The 18,608-nt window shown below is 61.7% G+C and carries 15 protein-coding genes and 1 riboswitch; of the genes, 13 read left to right on the forward strand and 2 right to left on the reverse strand.

The genetic code is table 11. From position 1 onward, the window contains the following. The first annotated feature begins 187 nt into the window (after positions 1 to 187). Positions 188 to 402, forward strand: a riboswitch (cobalamin riboswitch). A gap of 119 nt (positions 403 to 521) precedes the next feature. The 5 genes from HP556_RS07105 to HP556_RS07125 all read left to right on the forward strand — a co-directional run bounded on the left by HP556_RS07105 (position 522) and on the right by HP556_RS07125 (position 6,744). Continuing rightward, positions 522 to 3,452: a ribonucleoside-diphosphate reductase subunit alpha gene (locus HP556_RS07105; protein ID WP_175366432.1), complete on the forward strand. Its 2,931-nt coding sequence runs from the start codon at positions 522 to 524 to the stop codon at positions 3,450 to 3,452. Between the two features lie 145 nt (positions 3,453 to 3,597). Next, complete coding sequence (locus HP556_RS07110) at positions 3,598 to 4,722, forward strand: ribonucleotide-diphosphate reductase subunit beta (RefSeq protein WP_175366433.1); 1,125 nt, start codon at positions 3,598 to 3,600, stop codon at positions 4,720 to 4,722. A 112-nt stretch (positions 4,723 to 4,834) separates the two neighbouring features. Then, positions 4,835 to 5,584 (forward strand): AzlC family ABC transporter permease, encoded by a 750-nt coding sequence (locus tag HP556_RS07115; protein ID WP_175366434.1) that lies wholly within the window; start codon positions 4,835 to 4,837, stop codon positions 5,582 to 5,584. Continuing rightward, positions 5,581 to 5,898 (forward strand): AzlD family protein, encoded by a 318-nt coding sequence (locus HP556_RS07120; RefSeq protein WP_089261953.1) that lies wholly within the window; start codon positions 5,581 to 5,583, stop codon positions 5,896 to 5,898. Before HP556_RS07115 ends, HP556_RS07120 begins: the two co-directional genes overlap by 4 nt. 171 nt (positions 5,899 to 6,069) lie before the next feature. Further along, positions 6,070 to 6,744 carry a TetR/AcrR family transcriptional regulator gene (locus HP556_RS07125; RefSeq protein WP_175366435.1) on the forward strand — a complete coding sequence of 225 codons (675 nt, stop codon included), beginning with the start codon at positions 6,070 to 6,072 and terminating at the stop codon, positions 6,742 to 6,744. 68 nt (positions 6,745 to 6,812) lie between these two features. Here HP556_RS07125 and cycA read toward each other — a convergent pair whose 3' ends face one another. Beyond that, on the reverse strand, positions 6,813 to 7,208 hold the full coding sequence (gene cycA / locus HP556_RS07130) for a cytochrome c-550 CycA (RefSeq protein ID WP_115034028.1): 396 nt from the start codon (positions 7,206 to 7,208) through the stop codon (positions 6,813 to 6,815). Positions 7,209 to 7,411: 203 nt separating this feature from the next. Between cycA and HP556_RS07135 the strand changes: the two genes are divergently transcribed. The 6 genes from HP556_RS07135 to HP556_RS07160 all read left to right on the forward strand — a co-directional run bounded on the left by HP556_RS07135 (position 7,412) and on the right by HP556_RS07160 (position 14,199). Beyond that, positions 7,412 to 8,905 (forward strand): FAD-linked oxidase C-terminal domain-containing protein, encoded by a 1,494-nt coding sequence (locus tag HP556_RS07135; RefSeq protein WP_175366436.1) that lies wholly within the window; start codon positions 7,412 to 7,414, stop codon positions 8,903 to 8,905. 12 nt (positions 8,906 to 8,917) lie between these two features. Beyond that, the gene (locus HP556_RS07140) at positions 8,918 to 10,156 is read left to right on the forward strand and encodes an FAD-binding protein (protein ID WP_175366437.1); all 1,239 of its coding nucleotides are present in this window, start codon (positions 8,918 to 8,920) and stop codon (positions 10,154 to 10,156) included. A gap of 12 nt (positions 10,157 to 10,168) precedes the next feature. Continuing rightward, positions 10,169 to 11,482 (forward strand): glycolate oxidase subunit GlcF, encoded by a 1,314-nt coding sequence (glcF, locus tag HP556_RS07145; protein WP_175366438.1) that lies wholly within the window; start codon positions 10,169 to 10,171, stop codon positions 11,480 to 11,482. A gap of 100 nt (positions 11,483 to 11,582) precedes the next feature. After that, the gene (locus HP556_RS07150; protein ID WP_175366439.1) at positions 11,583 to 12,164 is read left to right on the forward strand and encodes a hypothetical protein; all 582 of its coding nucleotides are present in this window, start codon (positions 11,583 to 11,585) and stop codon (positions 12,162 to 12,164) included. 465 nt (positions 12,165 to 12,629) lie between these two features. Beyond that, entirely contained in the window at positions 12,630 to 13,616 is a 987-nt protein-coding gene (locus HP556_RS07155; protein ID WP_089261939.1) for a TorF family putative porin, read from the forward strand. A gap of 70 nt (positions 13,617 to 13,686) precedes the next feature. Next, complete coding sequence (locus tag HP556_RS07160; protein WP_175366440.1) at positions 13,687 to 14,199, forward strand: HPP family protein; 513 nt, start codon at positions 13,687 to 13,689, stop codon at positions 14,197 to 14,199. Between the two features lie 16 nt (positions 14,200 to 14,215). Here the strand turns inward: HP556_RS07160 and HP556_RS07165 are convergent, their stop codons facing one another. Further along, positions 14,216 to 15,961 carry an SbmA/BacA-like family transporter gene (locus HP556_RS07165; RefSeq protein ID WP_175366441.1) on the reverse strand — a complete coding sequence of 582 codons (1,746 nt, stop codon included), beginning with the start codon at positions 15,959 to 15,961 and terminating at the stop codon, positions 14,216 to 14,218. 277 nt (positions 15,962 to 16,238) lie between these two features. On the opposite strand from HP556_RS07165, the gene HP556_RS07170 reads away from it, so the two are divergent. Together HP556_RS07170 and HP556_RS07175 are read left to right on the forward strand one after the other, a co-directional pair. Next, positions 16,239 to 17,906, forward strand: coding sequence for an L-lactate permease (locus HP556_RS07170; RefSeq protein ID WP_175366442.1), 1,668 nt, complete (start codon positions 16,239 to 16,241; stop codon positions 17,904 to 17,906). A 167-nt stretch (positions 17,907 to 18,073) separates the two neighbouring features. After that, complete coding sequence (locus tag HP556_RS07175; RefSeq protein WP_420878653.1) at positions 18,074 to 18,469, forward strand: META domain-containing protein; 396 nt, start codon at positions 18,074 to 18,076, stop codon at positions 18,467 to 18,469. Positions 18,470 to 18,608 lie beyond the last annotated feature (139 nt).

Genomic DNA, 18,608 nt, shown 5'->3' on the forward strand with positions numbered 1-18,608 from the left:
CATCCTTCATCGGTTGATCACGATGTTCTGCGCTTCGCGGTGCTCGGCGGCAACGAATCGCATCGTGCAGAAACCGCCAACGATCCCGTGGTTTCCGCCATGCAAGCGGTTGTCCACTGAACCAACAGCCCTACCGAATTTGTTGCGTTCGGCGCCAATGCTCGCTTGACACTTCACCGCGGGTCACACCAAATGTAGATGTCACGGTCCGCCTGGTCGCAAGACTTGGTGGCTAAGAGGGAAGCCGGTAAAGACGCTGTTTTGCGTCATATTCCGGCGCTGCCCCCGCAACTGTAAGCAGTGAGTCTGTTTCGATTGAAGTCACTGATGCGCAAGCATCGGGAAGGCTGAAACAGACATTGACCTGCGAGCCAGGAGACCTGCCGCGACACCAGAACGTCCATGGGCGGGGTGTCCCAGCGGTCGCTTGCAGGCAATGCCGGCGGATCTCCGCCGTGTATTTTGCAGCGTCCTTTCGGCCCCAGCCCCCATTGCTACACGCATCACACGGGGTCTTGCCGATGCCTACTTCATCTTCTGTTTTGTCCAACGGACGCGATGCGGCTCATGCGCCGCTGATTCAACTCTCGCCGGAAACGCTCGCTGCGCCTGCGCGCGAACCCTCGATGCAGATCATCCGACGCAACGGCACGGTGTCGCCGTTCGACGGCAGCAAGATTTCCGTGGCCATGACCAAGGCTTTCCTCGCGGTCGAGGGCCACACGGCAGCGGCCTCGCGCCGCGTCCATGAGGCGGTGGAACAGCTGACCTGCGAAGTCGTAGCCGCACTGACGCGCCGCGTCGGTGAGGGGCGCACCTTCCATATCGAGGACGTCCAGGATCAGGTCGAGCTAGCGCTGATGCGCAGCGAGCACCACAAGGTGGCCCGCGCCTATGTGCTGTACCGCGAGGAGCGCGCTCGCACCCGCGCCGAGGAACTGGCCGCGAAGCCGGCGCTCGTCTCCAGCGCACCGGTGCTGCATGTCACGCTCGCCAATGGCACCCGTGCGCCGCTCGATTCGGCGCGTTTGGCGCTGATCGTCAACGAGGCCTGCGCCGGCCTGGACGGCGTCGATGCCGCGCCCGTGCTGGAGGAAACGCGCCGCAATCTCTATGACGGCATCACGCTGGATGAGCTGGCACTGGCCGGCATCATGGCCGCGCGCACGTTGGTGGAGCAGGAGCCGAACTACACCTTTGTCAGCGCCCGCCTGCTGCTCGACAAGCTGCGCACCGAAGTCCTGTCCATTGTAGGGGGCACGCCGACCCACGCGTCGCAGGCCGACATGACCACGCGCTACGCCGAATATTTCGGCGCCTATATCAAGACCGGCATTGCGGCCGAGCTGCTCGATCCCGAACTCGCGCGCTTCGACCTGAAGCGAATCGCTGCCGCGCTGAAGCCGGAAGGGGACCTTCAGTTCCAGTTCCTGGGATTGCAGACGCTCTATGATCGCTACTTCCTGCATGTGCAGGGCAATCGCATCGAACTGCCGCAGGCCTTCTTCATGCGCGTTGCCATGGGCCTCGCGCTGCGCGAGATCGACCGCGAAGCCCGCGCCATCGAATTCTACAATCTGCTGTCGTCGTTCGACTTCATGGCCTCGACGCCGACGCTGTTCAATTCGGGTACGCAGCGGCCGCAGCTGTCGTCCTGCTTCCTCACGACGGTGGCCGACGATCTCGACGGCATCTTTAAGTCGGTGAAGGACAACGCACTGCTGGCGAAATATTCCGGCGGTCTCGGCAATGACTGGACGCGCGTGCGCGGTCTCGGCGCGCATATCAAGGGTACCAATGGCGAGAGCCAGGGCGTGGTGCCATTCCTCAAGGTCGCCAACGATACGGCCATCGCCGTCAACCAGGGCGGCAAGCGCAAGGGCGCGGTCTGCGCTTACTTGGAAACCTGGCACATCGACATCGAGGAGTTTCTCGATCTCCGCAAGAACACCGGCGACGATCGCCGCCGCACCCACGATATGAACACCGCCAACTGGGTGCCAGACCTGTTCATGCAGCGCGTCGAGGCCGATGGCGAATGGACGCTGTTCTCGCCCGACGAGACGCCGGAACTGCATGATCTCTATGGCAAGCCATTCGCGGAGCGTTACGCGGTTTACGAAGAAAAGGCCGCGCGTGGAGAGATCCGCGTGTTCAAGAAAGTGCGCGCAACTGACCTGTGGCGCCGCATGCTGACCATGGTGTTCGAGACCGGCCATCCCTGGATCACCTTCAAGGATCCCTGCAACCTGCGCTCGCCGCAGCAGCATGCCGGCGTGATCCATTCATCGAATCTCTGCACGGAGATAACGCTGAATACCTCGGACGACGAAGTCGCCGTCTGCAATCTCGGTTCGGTCAATCTGCTCAATCACATCGGCAAAGACGGCCTCGATCACATCAGGCTCACGCGCACCGTGACCACGGCGATGCGGATGCTCGACAATGTCATCGACATCAATTTCTACACCATCCCGGAAGCGCGCCGCTCGAACCTCAAGCATCGTCCGGTGGGTCTGGGTCTGATGGGCTTTCAGGATGCACTGCAGGTGCAGGGTATCGCGATGGCGTCGGATGCGGCCGTGGCGTTTGCCGACACCAGCATGGAAGCGATTGCCTTCCATTCGATCTCCGCATCGGTAGATCTCGCCGCCGAGCGCGGCCGTTATCCGTCCTTCGATGGATCGCTGTGGAGCCGCGGCATCCTGCCGATCGACTCCATCGAGATACTCGCGGAAGCCCGCGGTGGCGTGCAGATGGATCGCTCGACCACGCTCGACTGGAACGGCCTGCGTGACCGCGTGAAGTCCACCGGCATGCGCAATTCCAACGTGATGGCGATTGCGCCGACAGCGACGATCTCCAATATCTGCGGCGTCGCGCAGTCGATCGAGCCGGCCTATCAGAACCTCTATGTCAAATCGAACATGTCAGGCGATTTCACAGTGGTGAATGCCTTCCTTGTGCGCGATCTGAAAAAGAGGGGCCTGTGGGACGAGGTGATGGTCTCGGACCTGAAATATTTCGATGGCAGCGTCGGATCGATCGACCGTGTACCTGACGATCTCAAGGCGCTGTATGCGACCTCGTTCGAGATCGACAGTGCATGGTTGATCGAAGCGGCCTCGCGCCGTCAGAAGTGGATCGATCAGGCGCAGTCGCTCAACCTCTACATCGCCAATCCCTCAGGCAAGAAGCTCGATCAGCTCTATCGCCTGGCCTGGACGCTGGGGTTGAAGACCACCTACTACCTGCGCTCGCGCAGCGCCACGCATGTGGAGAAGTCAACGCTGAAGGGGACCGATGGCAAGCTCAACGCAGTCTCGGCGACGGTCGCGACAGCTAAGACGGCGGGTGCGCCGATCCTCGTTCAGTCCTCCGTCACTGCGCCGGAGTTGAATGTCGCGATGGCATGCTCGATCGACAACCCCGAATGCGAGGCGTGCCAGTAAGGGTGCGCCAAACACACTGACCTCATCCTGAGGAGCGGCCTCTTGGCCGCGTCTCGAAGGATGGCCCCACGCTCATGGTTCGAGACGCCCGCTGAAGAAGCGGGCTCCTCACCATGAGGGCCGAACAAATACGCAAGGAACACCCATGCTCGACTGGTCCGATACCTCATCCGCTCCCAAAACCCCCACCTTCATCCCGATCCCGCAATCTTCCACCGACGCCACGGGTCTCGGTACCATCGATCGCTCCGGCGGCCGCGTCTCGGTGGACGAAAAGCGCATGATCAATTGCCGCGCTGACGTCAATCAGCTGCTGCCGCTGAAATACAAATGGGCGTGGGAGAAGTATCTCGCCGGCTGCAACAATCACTGGATGCCAACCGAAGTCTCGATGCAGGCTGATATGGCGCTGTGGAAGTCGCGCGACGGTCTGACCGAAGACGAGCGCCGCGCCATCAAGCGCAATCTCGGTTTCTTCGCGGCATCGGAGAGCCTCGTCGCCAACAATATCGTGCTGGCGATCTATCGCCACCTCACCAACCCGGAATGTCGGCAATATTTGTTGCGGCAGTCGTTCGAGGAGGCGGTGCATACGCACACCTTCCAGTACATCGTCGAGAGTCTCGGCCTCGATGAGGGCGAGCTGTTCAACATGTATCGCGAGGTGCCGTCGATCACCGAGAAGGCCGCCTGGGCGCTCAAGCACACCCAGCATCTCGACGATCCCGACTTCAAGACCGGCACGCCGGAGACCGATCAGGCCTTCATGCGCGATCTCGTGGCGTTCTATGTGATCTTCGAAGGCATGTGGTTTTATACGGGCTTTGCGCAGATCCTGTCGCTCGGCCGCCGCAACAAGATGGTCGGGATCGCCGAACAGTATCAATACATCCTGCGCGATGAATCGATCCACCTGAATTTCGGCATCGACGTCATCAACCAGATCAAGATCGAGAATCCGCACCTCTGGACCAAAGCGTTCCAGGAGGAAATCCGCGACATGATCCGCACCGCGGCCGAGCTCGAGGCGGCCTATGGGCGGGACACCATGCCGCGCGGCTTCCTCGGACTGAATGCGGCGCTGTGCGAGACCTATATGCACTTCATCGCCAACCGTCGCTGCGCCCAGATCGGTCTCGCGCCGGTGTTCGTTGAGACGGAAAATCCGTTCCCGTGGATGTCAGAAGCCATGGACCTGAAGAAGGAGAAGAACTTCTTCGAGACCCGGGTGATCGAATACCAGAATGGCGGCGCGCTGAACTGGGAGTAGTCTTTGGTCTCATATCCGGCGCTGCATGGCGCATATGAATCCGCATCGCTTGACCTGATCGCGTGATGCCCGCAGGCATGATCTCGCCTTTCGGCATCACGCGGATCAGTCGATGCACGCCACCCACATCCCTAAAGCACCAGCCTATTGGTCGAAGGCCGCCATCGTGCCTGGCATCATTGCCATCGGTCCGATGCTGCCCGGCACGCTGGCCTTCGGCATGGCATTCGGTGCGCTGTGCGCGCAGAAGAACCTCTCGCTTGCCGAAGTCGAAGTGATGATGGCGACGGTCTATGGCGGCTTGTCACAGTTTGTTGCGGTGCAGTCGTGGCCGGATGTTTTGACGCCGGGCGCGATCGCGACGCTGGCGCTGCTCACACTCACCGTAAACATCCGCTTCTTCCTGATGAGCGCGACACTGCGCCCGTGGTTCGGCACGTTGCCCGCATGGCAGGCCTATCCGTCGATGCTGCTCGTGACCGACGGCGGCTGGCTCGCCGCGATGCGCTATCGCGATCATGGCGGGGCCGATGCGTCGTTCTATCTCGGCGGTGGCATCGTGCTGTATTTCACCTGGCTGTTCTCGGCCATCCCGGGCTTCCTGCTGGCCGAACAACTCACTGACCCGAGAAAGTATGGTGTCGATCTGGTGATGCCGGCCTTCTATGCCGCGATGCTGGTGCCCGCATGGAAGGGCCCCCGCCGTGCCATCCCTTGGGTCGTGTCGGGCGTCGTTGCCCTCGCGGTGCATTGGTTGGTGCCGGGCTGGTGGTTCATCATCGCCGGCGCGCTATCGGGAGCGATCAGTGCCGGGCTCATGGACGAACCCGAACCGCAGCATCCGGCGGGTGTGTCCGCATGACGGAATTTTTGCGCAGCGATGTGATGGTCGCCTTCGCGGTCATGACGGCGGTCACGGTGGCCTCACGCCTCGGAGGCTACTGGTTGATGGGCTACGTCAACGTCACGCCGCGGGTGCGGCGGATGCTCGATGCATTGCCGGGCTCGATCATCGTCGCCGCCGCGCTGCCCGTGGCCGTCAATGGCGGGCCGGTCGTGGTTTTCGCGATCCTCGCCGCGATGGCGGTGACCATCATCCGCCGCAACGACTTCATTGCCGTCATCACCGGCATGGCGGTAGCCGCGGCCGCCCGCGCGCTCGGTTTTGGCGGCTAGATCTACCCGAAAAGTTGAATCCCGCTATGCGCAAAACACCTTGTCAACGAGTCTGAACTAGTGTTCAGTTCTTATCGCGAGCACCCTCAAGCTCGCTCAAAACCTTGAAGTTACGCGCCTTATTTGTGACAGCCGTCAGGTTGGCCGAGGGGTGCCGGGGATGAGACGCTCATGGTTTACCGACGGACCCATCAAGTCGTGAAGCGGCTTGCGGCGCGGCGCAGCGCCATTCTGGCGGCGGCACGCGAAACCTGTGCCGAAGGTGGCATGGCGGCGGTTCAGATTGCGCCGGTTGCGGTTCGCGCCAATGTCGCGGCGGGCACGGTTTATCGGTATTTCCCGTCCAAGGCTGACCTGATTTCCGAACTCATCGCTGACGTCTCGCGCGACGAACTCGCCGCGATCCGCCGGGCTGCGGATGCCGCGCCGGGTCCGTCATCGGCGCTCGCCGCTGCGGTGACCACGGTCGCCGTGCATGTCGTTTCTCACCGCAAATTGTCGTGGGGCATCCTGGCCGAGCCGGTTGAGGTCGATGTGACGGAGTCACGACTGGCCAGCCGCCGTGAGATCGCCGGAGAAGTCGAATCCCGCATTGCGGCCGCCATTCGCGCCGGTCACTTGCCGGCGCAGGACACGGCGCTCGCAGCCGCCGCACTGCTCGGCGCGTTGCATGAAGCGCTGGTGGGGCCAATGGCGCCCGACAATCTCGAAGATCAGGCCAAGCTGCGCGACGCGGTGCAGACCGTCACGCTGCTGGCGCTGCGCGCCGTCGGCGTGATGGATGCCCGCGCACGCGGGCTTGTGGTGCAGGCCGTGCTGCCGACCAAGATGGCGGCCGGCGCCTAGCGCTTTTTCAAGCGCAGTGGGCACCGGTTCGCATCAAGAAAACGCGCCAAACCAAAAGGCTTCAGCGCTTACGGCTTGATTTTGCCGTCCTTGTCGAACTGCGCGAGGAAGGCCCAGAGGTCGTTGACCTCGGACTCCTTCTTGATGCCGGCAAAGGCCATCTTGGTGCCCGGGATCTTGGCCTTCGGGTCCTTGATGTATTCCTTGAACGTCGCTTCATCCCAGGTGATGCCGGAATTCTTGTTGGCGTCCGAATAGGAATAACCCTCGGCGGTTCCAGATTTGCGGCCGTTCAACCCGTTGAGTTCCGGACCGACCTTGTTCTTGGCGTTTTCGCCGACAGCGTGGCAGGCGAGGCACTTGTTGAAGGAGGATTTCCCGGCGGCGACGTCCTGTGCAAGTGCGAAGGAGGAGGCGGTCGAGGCGGCGAGGACGATCAGGGCGCCGAAAGTGACAGACTTCATGGATGGCTCTTTTTGTTGGTTGGCTTTCCAGCTTAGTTTGTTGCACACGCTCCGAGTAGTCCACAAGTGCGATGGCGGCTGCCGCGCGTCCCGGCACCACGCGACGCGTCATGCTTTGGTAAGCTACCCAAAGCCACACGGACGTGGTTGATTCATGGCAAAGCAGCCGAGTGATCGCTGCGATCTTCGGGAGTGCGCGTTCAATGACCATCATGATGCCCGCGCCGGATCAGGCTGTCCTCGCAAGGCGCGAGGCCATTGTCGCTGCGCTGCACAAGCTGGTGCCGGGCGAGGGCGTGATCTCCAGCGCTGCGGAAATGCTGCCCTATGAGTCGGATGGGCTGATGGCCTATCGCCAGCCGCCGATGGTCGTCGTGTTGCCCGATACGACTGAGCAGGTCTCCAAAGTTCTGAAATATTGTCACGAGAACGGCATCAAGGTGGTGCCGCGCGGCTCGGGCACGTCACTGTCCGGTGGCGCGCTGCCGCTGGCCGACGCGGTACTGCTTGGTCTAGGCAAGTTCAAGCGCGTGCGCGAGATCGATTTCGACAACCGCGCCGTTGTTGTCGAGCCCGGCGTCACCAATCTCGCCATCAGCCAGGCGGTGGCGCATGCCGGCTTTTACTACGCGCCGGATCCGTCGTCCCAGATCGCGTGCTCGATCGGCGGCAATGTCGCGGAGAATTCCGGCGGCGTGCACAGCCTCAAATACGGCATGACCACCAATAATCTGCTCGGCTGCGAGATCGTATTGATGTCGGGCGAAGTCATTCGCGTTGGCGGCAAGACGGCGGAGACATCGGGCTACGACCTGATGGGGATCATTACCGGCTCCGAAGGTCTGCTGGGTGTCATCACCGAAATCACCGTGCGCATCTTGCAGAAGCCGGAAACGGCGCGTGCGCTGATGATCGGCTTTGCCGAGGTCGAGCACGCCGGCCAATGCGTTGCCGATGTCATCAGCGCCGGCATTATTCCCGGCGGCATGGAGATGATGGACAAGCCTGCCATACACGCCGCGGAAGCCTTCGTCCATGCGGGCTATCCGCTCGATGTCGAAGCACTGCTCATCATCGAACTCGACGGCCCAGGCGTCGAGGTCGACGAACTCATCAAGCGCGTCGAGAAAATCGCGCTCGGCTGCGGCTCGACCACCTGCCAGATCTCGACCTCCGAACAGGAACGCCTGCTATTCTGGTCTGGCCGCAAGGCAGCCTTCCCCGCGGTTGGCCGCATCTCGCCGGACTATCTCTGCATGGACGGCACGATTCCGCGTGCGGCCTTGCCGCTGGTGCTGCGCCGCATGAAGGAGATGTCAGCCAAATACGGTCTCGGCGTCGCCAATGTGTTTCACGCGGGCGATGGCAATCTGCATCCGTTGATCCTGTACGATGCGAACAAGCCCGGCGAGCTGCAGCTAGCTGAAGACTTCGGCGCAGATATTCTGAGGCTGTGCGTCGAGGTCGGCGGCGTGCTGACCGGCGAGCACGGCGTCGGCATCGAGAAACGCGACCTGATGCCGGAGATGTTCAGCGAGGTCGATCTCAATCAGCAGCAGCGTATCAAATGCGCTTTCGACTCGCAGGGTCTGCTCAATCCCGGCAAGGTGTTTCCGACACTGCATCGCTGCGCCGAACTTGGCCGCGTACATGTGCATGGCGGCAAGCTGGCGTTTCCCGATCTGCCGCGATTTTAGTTGGACGCATCCGTGGATATTTTGAAAGTCAGAGACGCTCAGGACGTCGAGCAGGCGGTGCGCGCGGCAATTGCCAGCGAGCAGCCGCTGGAGATCATCGGTCATGGTAGCAAGCGCATGGTCGGCCAGCCGGTGGCGACCAATGCGGTGCTCGACGTGTCGGCCTTGAATGCCGTGACGTCCTATGAGCCGAACGAATTGATCCTCACCGTACAGGCCGGCGCGCCGATGGCCGACGTGCTGTCGCTGATCGATTCCAAGAATCAGCAGTTTTCGTTCGAGCCGATGAACACGTCACAGCTCCTGGGCACGCCGGATATCGGCACCATCGGCGGCATGATCTCGGCCGGGCTCGCCGGGCCACGGCGCATTCAGGCCGGCGGTGCGCGCGATCATTTGCTCGGCGTGTATGCGGTTTCCGGCTTCGGCGACAGCTACAAGGCCGGCGGCCGGGTGGTGAAGAATGTCACCGGCTACGATGTCTGCAAGCTGCTCGCCGGCGCGTGGGGCACGCTGTCCGTGATGACGGAGGTGACGCTCAAGGTGATGCCGCGCGCGGAGAGCGAGCGCACCCTGGTGCTGCGCGGGCTCGATGATATCGCAGCCAACAAGGCGATGACCGCAGCGCTGGGGTCGCCCTTCGATGTCTCAGGTGCCGCGCATCTGCCGGGCTCGGCGTTACGTACCACGCAGGGGGCGCTTGGCGAAATCGCGTCGCCCGACCAGTCGGTCACGCTGATCCGCCTTGAAGGCATCACCGCGTCCGCGTCGCAGCGTGCGGTGTCACTGAGCACGACGCTGAAGTCATTCGGCGTGGCCGAGATACTTGAAGACGCTGCATCCGCGGTATTGTGGGCGGCTGTTCGTGACGTGACGCCATTTGCGGCAAGCGGGCCGCGTGCGATGTGGCCGGTGTGGCGCATCGTGACGCCGCCGGCATCCGGCGGTGCACTTGGCCAAGCTATCGCCAAAGGCTCGCAAGGCGAGGTCATCTATGACTGGGGCGGCGGGTTGATCTGGGCGGCACTACCGCCATCGGCTGATGCGCAAGCAGCGCAACTCCGCAAGCTCGTCAATGCAGCCGGTGGCCATGCGACGCTGATCCGCGCGCCGGAAGATGTGCGCCGTGCCGTTGATGTGTTTCATCCGCAGCCCAAAGGCATCGCGGCGCTCGGCGAGCGTGTGCGTCACAGCTTCGATCCGAAGACCATTCTCAATCGCGGCCGGATGTCGCGTGGCCTTGGTACTTGAAAGACTCGCGACATGAAAACCGAATTCACTCCGACCCAGCTGGCCGATCCGGATATTGCCGAGGCCGACAAGATTTTGCGCAAATGCGTGCATTGCGGATTCTGCACGGCGACCTGTCCGACCTATGTGCTGCTTGGCGACGAACTCGATAGTCCGCGCGGCCGCATCTACCTGATCAAGGAGATGCTGGAAAAGGATCAGAAGCCGACTCAGGAGGTGGTCAAGCATGTCGATCGTTGCCTCTCTTGCCTCGCTTGCATGACGACCTGCCCGTCCGGCGTGAACTACATGCATCTCGTCGATCAGGCGCGGGTGAAGATCGAGAAGGACTACAGACGGCCGCTTTCCGAGCGATTGCTGCGTGACGTGCTGGCCTGGGTACTGCCACGCCCCGGTCTGTTTCGCCTGAGCATGACCATGGCCCGGCTGGCGCGGCCGCTGGCGGCGCTGCTGCCCTCGACCAGCAAGCAATCCAACCCGAACTTGCTTAGCCGCGTGAAGGCGATGCTGACGATGGCGCCGAAACAGTTACCCGCCGCCGGTCCATTGGGTGGCAGCGTCTTTCCCGCCATCGGCGCTCGCCGGGGCCGGGTCGCACTCCTGCAGGGCTGCGCCCAGCAGGTGCTGGCGCCGCGGATCAACCAGGCCGCCATCAGCCTTTTGACCCGACATGGCGTCGAGGTCGTGCTGGTCCGGGACGAACAGTGCTGCGGTGCGCTGACCCATCATCTCGGCCGCGACGGGGATGCGCTGGCGCGGGCCAAGGCCAATATCGGTGTCTGGCTCGGCGAGGCAGACCGGGGTGGTCTCGACGCCATCCTGGTCACGGCGTCCGGCTGCGGAACCGTTATCAAGGACTATGGCTACATGCTGCGCGAGGACCCGGAGTTCGCCGCGCCGGCCGCCAAGGTCTCTGCGCTGGCGAAGGATATCAGCGAGTATGTCAGCGCCATGGATCTGCCGAAGCCTGACAAACAAAGCGACCTTGTCGTCGCCTATCACTCGGCGTGTTCGCTGCAGCATGGGCAGAAAATCACACAGGCTCCCAAAGAATTGCTTTCCAAGAATGGATTCGTGGTGAAAGATATCCCAGAGAGCCATTTGTGTTGCGGTTCGGCGGGGACGTACAACATTCTCCAGCCTGATATTGCGAGCCGGTTGCGCGATCGAAAGGTCGCCAACATCGCGATGGTCAAGCCGGATATCATCGCTGCCGGCAACATCGGCTGCATGGTTCAGATCGCCGGAGGGACGTCAGTCCCGGTCGTACATACGATTGAGCTACTCGATTGGGCGACAGGCGGTCCCAGGCCAGGATTGAACTGATCTAATTGTGACAACGGCCCCGCGTTAAACTGGCCCCGCGCTGGCGCGGAAGACTTGAAACGCCGGTCCCTTTTGGATCGGCGCCAACAGGAGGACCACGATGGCTAAAGGCAAGAAGTCGAAGAAGGACAAGAAAAAGCAGAAGAAGCTTTTGACGGCGGCGAAACCCGCGAAGAAGTCCTCCAAGAAGTCAGTCAAGAAATCCGCGAAGAAGGCTGTGAAGAAAGCGGCCAAGAAGGCTGCGAAGAAATCAGCCAAGAAGACGGTGAAGAAGGCGGCCAAGAAAGCCACCAAGAAGACTGTCAAGAAAGCCGCGAAGAAGGCGCCGAAGAAAGCTCCCGCCAAGAAGGCAGTGAAGAAGGCTGCGCCGAAAAAGGCCGCCAAGAAGGCAACACCGAAGAAAGCTGCCAAGAAGTCCGTGAAGGTTCCTTCTACGCTGTTGTCGAGCACGGCGCCCGCGCCCGCTGTGACAGAAGCTCCAGCGCCGGTTGCGCTGCCGCCGAAGCCGCCGCGCAAGCCGCGTGCTCCCAAGCCCAAGCCGGTCGCACCGGCAATCGCTGAGACACCGAGCTGGGCGACGCCGGAGCCTGATCCGTCACCGGTCGAAGGGCATTCTTCAGGCGAGACGACGGCAATCGAATCTCCTGGCGATACGTCGCCCGATCACGACGAAATCAGATAGTCGAACCGGATCAAGTCCGCGTTCCTGACTCGCCAATAAACTCCGGAAAACCGCAGCGCTCGCCGCTGCGGTTTTTGCTTGGTCAGGCTCTGTCGCGCCTGCGTATTTCAACCGATGCCGGGTGTCCTGAATTTGCAGGCGATTCGAGTGATCGTCGGCCCGGAGGCTCTGACGGGCAGCTGTTAACCGCTCCACGGACGGCAATCCACAATTCCCACTCAGTGGTAATTCCCCGTGGTGGTATTTTCGGGCTGGAATCCCTCCAAAAACGTTGTGCTTTTGCAACACCGCGCCACAACCTCTCACGGAAACGTCAGAACGCCTATTTAGGCGGCACTTGCTCGTTTTTTTTCCTTCACCACTGCGGCTTTGCGCCTCAAAGTTGCGTTCAGTCGATGAATTTCGCGGTCTCGCCGTCTTTCGGACACGGAACTGCCTCTGGTTTCAAAAGTGATGGGGAATGTCATGAAGAAAATTGTTGTCGCCTCTGCTGCGGTGCTCGCCATGGGGATGAGCTCGGCTTCCGCAGCCGATCTGGGCGCGAAGATGTACAAGAAGGCGCCGCCGATCGTGGCGGCCTACGATCCTTGGGACATCGCTTTCGGCGCTGCCGTCATGAGCAACTACGTGTTCCGCGGTATCACCCAGTCGAACGGCAACAAGGGTTCGGTCGCAGCTTATTTCGAGCCGCGCTACAACATCACCAAGGACGTCCAGATCTACGCTGGTGTCTCCGGTGAGAGCATCGCCTTCCCGAACCGCGCGTCGATGGAACTCGATGGCTACTTCGGTATCCGCCCGACTTGGGGCGCAGCAGCGTTCGACTTCGGCTTCTTCTATTACGGCTATCCGGGCGGCCAGTGCTTCAACACCCCCGCCTTCTGCGGTGGCGATCTCTCCGCTGTCGCGCTGCCCAACGGCAGCGTCGCCAAGAAGAACGCAAGCTTCTACGAAGGCTATGCCAAGCTCAACTACACCTTCAACGACTACTTCTCGCTGGGCGGCAACGCGTTCTACTCGCCGAACTTCTTGAACACCGGCGCCGAAGGTACCTATGCTTCGATCACCGGTAAGGTGATCGCGCCGTCGACCTGGTTCGGTTCGACCGGCATCGGCTCCTACGTTTCGGGCGAGTTCGGTCGCCAGTGGCTCGGCACTTCGGATTCCTTCTACGGTACCGTCGCCTTCCCGAACGGTATCAAGTACGCCGACTACAACACCTGGAACATCGGCATCGGCTTCACCTACAAGGTCTTCACGCTTGACCTGCGCTACTCGGACACCAACCTGTCCAAGGGTGATTGCAACGCCTTCACTTCGGACTTCACGGCTCCTGCCGCCGGCACCAACTTCACCGCGATCAACCCGTCGGGCGCTGGCTCGAGCTGGTGCGGTGCCACCGGCATCGTCAAGCTGTCGGCTGACCTGACCGCGATGACCAACCTGAAGTAATCGACTTCGACTGAGATCGAAGGGGCGGCAGAGCAATCTGCCGCCCCTTTTCTTTTGGGATAGGGCTTCCATGAATCGGGATTGGTTGCGGCGCGCAGCGAAGACGATCCGTCGCAACAATCATCGCAATGCGCTGGCTGGTGCCGTTGCCGGGCTTGGGGCGGGGATCGCCATCGGTGTGATGGAGTTCTTCTCGGCCGTTGCGCATTATCCGCTGGTCATCATCCCTTTTGCGACCTCGATCGTCCTCGTGATCGGCTCACCCGAAGCCGAGCCGGCGCAGCCGCGCGCGCTGGTCGGCGGACACATCGTCTCGACGCTGGTAGGGCTCGCGGTGCTCAAGCTGACCGGCCCCCATGACTGGGCCGCCGCCATGGCAGTCGGCCTCGCTGTGCTGGCGATGTATGTCACCGGCACATTCCACCCGCCCGCCGGGATCAACCCGCTGCTTGTCGTGTCTCACGCACTACCGTGGACGTTCCTGGTCGCGCCGGTGCTGGTCGGCGCGCTGCTGCTCGCGAGCTTCACGTTTGTCTGGCATCGCTATGCGGCAGGCCGCGACTGGCCGCGGCACTGGCTTTAGCGGGGCGTGTCACGCCTCAGGCGGTTTCCGTCCTGGCCTTTGCATCTCCCAGCGCGAAGTGATCGCCGGACCGCGTTAGCGACACCTTGCGTTGATGCAAGTCATCGAGTGTGTTGCGGTGGCCGATCGAAACGATGGTCGTGCCAGGCAGCTTGTCTTCCAGCAGTCGGTACAAAGCCGCTTCCGATGGTTCGTCGAGCGATGCGGTCGCCTCGTCAAGGAAGAGGTATTGCGGCTTTTGCAGCAGTGCGCGGGCGACGCCGAGACGCTGTTGTTCACCGAGTGACAGCATGCGATTCCAGTGGCCATCTTCGTCAAGCCGGGTCGCCAGCGCAGGCAGACCCACGGCCCTGACGGCATCGGCGACCTCCTGCGGGCTGAACGCGTCGGTCCCGGCAGGATAAGCCACTGCATCCAGCAATGTACCGACCGGGAAGTACGGCCGCTGCGGCAGCATCATGATCGCCGCATCCGCGGGGATGGAGATCTTGCCCTTGCCGAATGGCCAGATGCCGGCGATGGCGCGAAACAGCGTGGATTTTCCGGAGCCCGATGGGCCCGTAAACAGCGTGCGTTCCCCGCGGCGGAAGCTGAAGCCCGGCGTCTGCACCATGGGAGCGCCATTGGGCAGGCTGAGTGTCAGATCGCTCAGCGCGATGTCACTGGTGCCGGTCTCGGTGGCGTGAACGATATCGGGCTTGGTCGTCAGCGCCTGTACGTTGGCAATGGCTGTCTCGAAGCCATCAAGGCGCATCACGCCGGACTGCCATTCCGCCAGTGTCCGATAGGCTGTGACGAAGAATGAAAGCGCACCCTGCACGGTGCCGAACGCATCCGCGGTCTGCATCACGGCGCCAAGCTGGACCTTCTCCGCAAAATAGGCTGGCGCGACCAGAACATAGGGCAGGATGATCGCGATCTGCTGATAGCTGACCGTGAAGGATGTCAGCTTCTTGGTGCGGCGCATGATGTCGATCCAGTTGCCGACGACCAGCTGGAAGCGGGTCGAGAGTCGCTGGCGCTCGACCGGTTCGCCGCGCAGCAGCGCGATCTGCTCGGCATTTTCGCGCGCACGCACCAGATTGAAGCGGAAGTCCGCTTCATAGCGCTGCTGCTGGAAATTCAGTGCCATCAATGGAGCGCCGATATAGTGAGTCAGCGCGGTGCCGATCACGGCATAGACGAGAGCGCCCCAGACGAGATAGCCGGGGATCGGGATATCCCGACCGAACACATGCAGCGGCGCCGCGTCGGACAGGCCCCACAGGATGATCACGAAGGAGAGCAACGTAACGACTGAACTCAACAGGCCGATGCCGATGTCGAGCGTCTTCTCCACGAACAGCTTCACGTCTTCGGCGATGCGCTGATCCGGGTTGTCGGCAGCGTCGCCCTGCAGCTGCATGCGATAGTGGTTGGCGTCGGCGAGCCAGTTGCCGAGATAGCGCTCGGTCATCCAGCGCCGCCAGCGGATCTGGAGCCACTGGTTGAGGTAGAGCTGATAGACCTTGAGTGCGATGTTGATCGCCGCAAGCACGCTGAAGTAAGCGAGCTGATAGGTGAAGACGTCGAGGTTTCTGTCCTGCAGTGCGTTGTAGAAGGTGTTGTTCCAGCGATTGAACAAAACGCTGAGACCGACCACCGCCAGCTCGATGGCGATCACCGCCGTGAGGAGGCCGAGTCCCGCCCATTTGTCCTCGGAACGAAAATAAGGAACCGCGATCCGCCAGACGGTCGCGAGCGTGGAGCGGATGTTATTCACAGGTCGTCTCCGGGAGGAGGGCCCTAAGCCCTTAAGATCAAAAATGAATTCCAGCGTTTAGACTAAAGTAGCTGGTTTGATGTCCTGCGGCACCTTGTCGCGAAACTGTGATTCACCCTAGCATGACCAAAAGCGAGGCATGGGGGCCTCGCATTCGCGTAGCCTATGGGCGCTATCGGCTTTGACCGATCGTGGATGCCCTCGCAAGTGAACAATCAGCAATTTGCCGATCGATAACGATCGAGCCGCTGCAATAATACAAAGGGGGGAAACGACCATGTGGAATCAGGTCTACAATCCATTCAATAGCTCCGCGATCTCGACGCTTGTAGCCGCGATACCGGTGGTCGTCCTGCTGGTGCTGATCGCGACCAACAAGGTCAAGGCGCATATCGCAGCGATCATTGCGCTGGTGCTCGCCAATCTTGTGGCGATCTATGCATTCACGATGCCCGCCAATATGTCGCTTCGCGCATCGGCACTCGGCGTCGTGACCGGTTTCTTCCCGATCGGCTGGATCGTCCTCAACGTCATCTTCATGTATCGCCTCACGGTCGATAGCGGCCGCTTTGAGGTACTGCAACGCGCCATCGGCGGCGTCACTAATGACCGCCGCCTGCAGATCCTGCTGATCGCGTTTTCGTTCGGCGCATTCTTCGAGGGCGCGTCGGGCTTCGGTACGCCGGTCGCCGTCACCGGCGCCGTGCTGATCGGCCTCGGCTTCTCGCCGCTGGCAGCATCGGGCCTGTCGCTGATCGCCAATACCGCGCCCGTCGCTTATGGCGCACTCGGCACGCCGATCCAGGGCCTCGCCACCGTCACCGGCTTCGACCCCTTCATCCTGGGCGCGATGGTCGGCCGCCAGTTGCCGGTCTTCTCCATGATCGTTCCATTCTGGGTGGTCTGGGCCTTTGCCGGCTGGAAGGGCATGAAGGAAGTCTGGCCTGCCATCCTCGTTACCGCGCTCTCCTTCGCGATCCCGCAATTTGTGATCTCAAACTTCATCAATCCGTGGATCGTCGACATCGGCGCCTCGCTGATCTCGATGGGCGCGTTGATCCTGTTCCTGAAGGTCTGGCAACCCAAGACGATCTGGACCTCGGCCGCGCTGCGCCAGCACGACGATTCCGCGTCCACCGTGCCGCCGGTGAAACCGATGAGCACGGAGAAGCTGACCTCGGCTCAGGTCTGGAGCGCGCTGACGCCATGGATCATCCTCTGCGTCATCCTGCTGGTCTGGGGCACCAACTGGTTCAAGGGGATCGTCAACCCGATCTTCTCCTGGAATTTTCCAGTGCCTGAGCTGCACAACATGATCAACAAGGTGCCGCCGGTGGCCGCCAAGCCGACGCCGGAAGGCGCGGTGTTCGCGTTCACTTACGTTTCCTATACCGGCAGCGGTATGTTGCTGGCTGCGATCATCTCCGGCTTCATCATGGGCTTCTCGCCTGCGAAGATGATTGTGGAATATGGCCGCACCATCAAGATCTGCGCCTACTCGCTGATCACCATCTCGGCGATGCTGGCCATCGGCACGCTCACGCGCCTGTCGGGTGTCGACGCGACGCTCGGTCTGGCCTTCGCTGCCACCGGCGTGCTGTACCCGTTCTTCGGCACACTGCTTGGCTGGCTCGGCGTGGCGCTCACCGGTTCGGATACCGCATCGAACGTGCTATTTGGCAACCTGCAGAGGATCACGTCCGAACAGCTCGGTCTGTCGCCGATCCTGATGAGCGCGGCGAACTCGTCCGGCGGCGTGATGGGCAAGATGATCGATGCGCAATCGATCGTTGTGGCTTCCACCGCAACCAACTGGTTCGGGCATGAGGGCACCATCCTGCGCTTCGTGTTCTGGCACTCGATCGTGCTGGCCTGCATGGTCGGCCTGTTCGTGATGCTGCAGGCCTATGTCTATCCGTTCACGTTAATGGTCCTGGCGCCGTAGGGTGCACGCAACGAACCAATGACGAATCCCCGCGGCTGCAAGGCCGCGGGGATTTTTCGTTGTCGCGCCATATTGTTTCCCGACGGTTCTGGTCAACCGTCGCGGCCGCGCGTAGAACCGCGGCCGTTGTCGCCGATCCCATCACGCCGAGAATTCATATGACTGCCATGACCACTTTGCTGCGGGCCGCTCTTGCCGGTGCTGCGTTTCTGATTGCCGTCCCTGTGCATGCCGCCGACGAGTTTCCATTCGGCATGGAAATGACTCTGGATGCGCAACGTCAGCCCGGCTCGAAACGAATTCCCAATCTGGAAATCGGCGAGGCCGGTGAGGCGCGGGTGGAGTTGTGGTGCAAGGGCGGCAAGGGACAGTTCTCGGTCGCCGGCAATACTGTCGTTTTCGTCGCCGGCGCGATGGAGAACCGCAGTTGCTCGGACGCACAGGCCGCGATGGACGATCAGTTGATCGCCGATCTTGGCGCGGCCACCAACTGGCAGCGGCGCGGTGATGCAGTGACGTTCGTCGGGCCGAAGTCGCTGCGGTTTCGGCTGAATACGAATTGATAGCTTAAGCTGCGTTGGTAGCGAAGCTTTCTTCCTTTCCCTCTCCCCTTGCGGGAGAGGGTGGATCGAACGCACGAAGTGCGTTCGAGACGGGAGAGGGGTGCCACAGGCGCTGAGTTTTGCTGCTACCCCTCTCCCG

The organism is Tardiphaga robiniae (assembly GCF_013359755.1).
GTDB classification, from domain to species: Bacteria; Pseudomonadota; Alphaproteobacteria; order Rhizobiales; family Xanthobacteraceae; genus Tardiphaga; species Tardiphaga robiniae.